Genomic DNA, 2,500 nt, shown 5'->3' with positions numbered 1-2,500 from the left:
GAGACACACGGCGGGTGCTAACGTCCGTCGTGAAAAGGGAAACAACCCAGACCCACAGCTAAGGTCCCAAATTTTGTGCTAAGTGGAAAACCATGTGGAAAGGCACAGACAGCCAGGAGGTTGGCTTAGAAGCAGCCACCCTTTAAAGAAAGCGTAATAGCTCACTGGTCGAGTCGGTCTGCGGGGAAGATTTAACGGGGCTAAGCACAGAACCGAAGCTTGGGGTGCATAACTTTGTTATGCGCGGTAGAGGAGCGTTCCGTAAGCCGTTGAAGGTGGATTGAGAAGTCTGCTGGAGGTATCGGAAGTGCGAATGCTGACATGAGTAACGATAATGCGGGTGAAAAACCCGCACGCCGAAAGCCCAAGGTTTCCTTGCGCAACGTTAATCGGCGCAGGGTGAGTCGGCCCCTAAGGCGAGGACGAAAGTCGTAGTCGATGGGAAGCAGGTTAATATTCCTGCACCTCGCGTAAGTGCGATGGAGGGACGGAGAAGGTTAGGTGTACCAGGCGTTGGTTGTCCTGGGGAAAGGCGGTAGGTTTGGATCTTTGGCAAATCCGGGATCCTCTAAGACCGAGCACCGAGACGAGCCTTTATGGCGAAGTCACTGATACCACGCTTCCAGGAAAAGCTCCTAAGCTTCAGCTTACGCAGACCGTACCGTAAACCGACACAGGTGGGTAGGATGAGAATTCTCAGGCGCTTGAGAGAACTCGGGTGAAGGAACTAGGCAACATGGCACCGTAACTTCGGGAGAAGGTGCACCCTTTTTGGTGGCTCATGCGAGCTATAGCTGAAGAGGGTCGCAGTAACCAGGCCGCTGCGACTGTTTATCAAAAACACAGCACTCTGCAAACACGAAAGTGGACGTATAGGGTGTGACGCCTGCCCGGTGCTGGAAGGTTAATTGATGGGGTCAGCCGCAAGGCGAAGCTCTTGATCGAAGCCCCAGTAAACGGCGGCCGTAACTATAACGGTCCTAAGGTAGCGAAATTCCTTGTCGGGTAAGTTCCGACCTGCACGAATGGCGTAACGACAGCGGCGCTGTCTCCACCCGAGACTCAGTGAAATTGAAATCGCTGTGAAGATGCAGCGTTCCCGTGGCAAGACGGAAAGACCCCGTGAACCTTTACTATAGCTTTACACTGAACGTTGAGTTCGTCTGTGTAGGATAGGTGGGAGGCTATGAAACCATGGCGCTAGCTGTGGCGGAGCCATCCTTGAAATACCACCCTGTCGTGCTTGACGTTCTAACCTGGGCCCATTATCTGGGTCGGGGACCGTGTATGGTGGGTAGTTTGACTGGGGCGGTCTCCTCCTAAAGAGTAACGGAGGAGCTCGAAGGTACGCTCAGCGCGGTCGGACATCGCGCACTGTGTGCAAAGGCATAAGCGTGCTTGACTGCAAGATCGACGGATCAAGCAGGTAGGAAACTAGGACTTAGTGATCCGGTGGTTCTGTATGGAAGGGCCATCGCTCAACGGATAAAAGGTACTCCGGGGATAACAGGCTGATACCGCCCAAGAGTTCATATCGACGGCGGTGTTTGGCACCTCGATGTCGGCTCATCACATCCTGGGGCTGTAGTCGGTCCCAAGGGTATGGCTGTTCGCCATTTAAAGTGGTACGCGAGCTGGGTTCAGAACGTCGTGAGACAGTTCGGTCCCTATCTGCCATGGGCGTTGGAGATTTGAGAGGGGCTGCTCCTAGTACGAGAGGACCGGAGTGGACGAACCTCTGGTGTTCCGGTTGTCACGCCAGTGGCATTGCCGGGTAGCTATGTTCGGAAGCGATAACCGCTGAAAGCATCTAAGCGGGAAGCGCGCCTCAAGATGAGATCTCCCGGGGCACAAGCCCCCTGAAGGAACCATGTAGACTACGTGGTTGATAGGTCAGGTGTGTAAGTACAGCAATGTATTGAGCTAACTGATACTAATGATCCGAGAGGCTTGACCATATAACCTCAAGTTGCCTTGGCTTTACGACAACGTCGTAAGAGCATCCAGGTGCACGCTACGTCACAAGAACTACGAGAGGCAGGCGCCTTATCCAGCTGTATCGGATGGCGACGCTCCAACCGCCTCCCTGGTGAAATTAGCGCTGTGGAACCACCCGATCCCATCCCGAACTCGGAAGTGAAACGCAGCTGCGCCGATGGTAGTGTGGCTCAAGCCATGCGAGAGTAGGTCATCGCCAGGGTTTACACCCGAGAACCCCGCTGCATGCGCAGCGGGGTTTTCCTTTTTTTGCAGGCACCCGGTTTCGACCTGGACTTGCGGCAACAACTTCACGAAGAACTTAAAGTTCCTCAAACAAGTTGTTGACAAAGCTGAAAGGCCTGCCATAATAGGCGGCTCGCAACGACGAAAGACCCTCGGGTCCAACGACGAAGCAGCATCGGCAACAACGTCCACCCCGGTGAGACGGCCTTGAAAAAAGGTGTTGACGAAGCAGAAAAGCCGGCTATAATGGGCGGCTCGCTACGAAGGAAACTTCGCA

At 54.2% G+C, this 2,500-nt stretch carries 2 rRNA genes (1 of these 2 cut by a window edge); both read left to right on the top strand.

From position 1 onward, the window contains the following. A 23S ribosomal RNA gene (locus RI032_RS07355) occupies positions 1-1,958 on the top strand (it extends 922 nt beyond the left edge of the window). Positions 1,959-2,085: 127 nt separating this feature from the next. After that, a 5S ribosomal RNA gene (gene rrf / locus RI032_RS07350) occupies positions 2,086-2,200 on the top strand. The last annotated feature ends 300 nt before the right edge of the window (positions 2,201-2,500 follow it).

Origin of the sequence: Stenotrophomonas geniculata (assembly GCF_034508895.1) — a bacterium.
Lineage (GTDB): Bacteria > Pseudomonadota > Gammaproteobacteria > Xanthomonadales > Xanthomonadaceae > Stenotrophomonas > Stenotrophomonas geniculata.
Note: the sequence above shows the minus strand (reverse complement) of the source record. Positions and strands in the feature narration are given on the sequence as shown.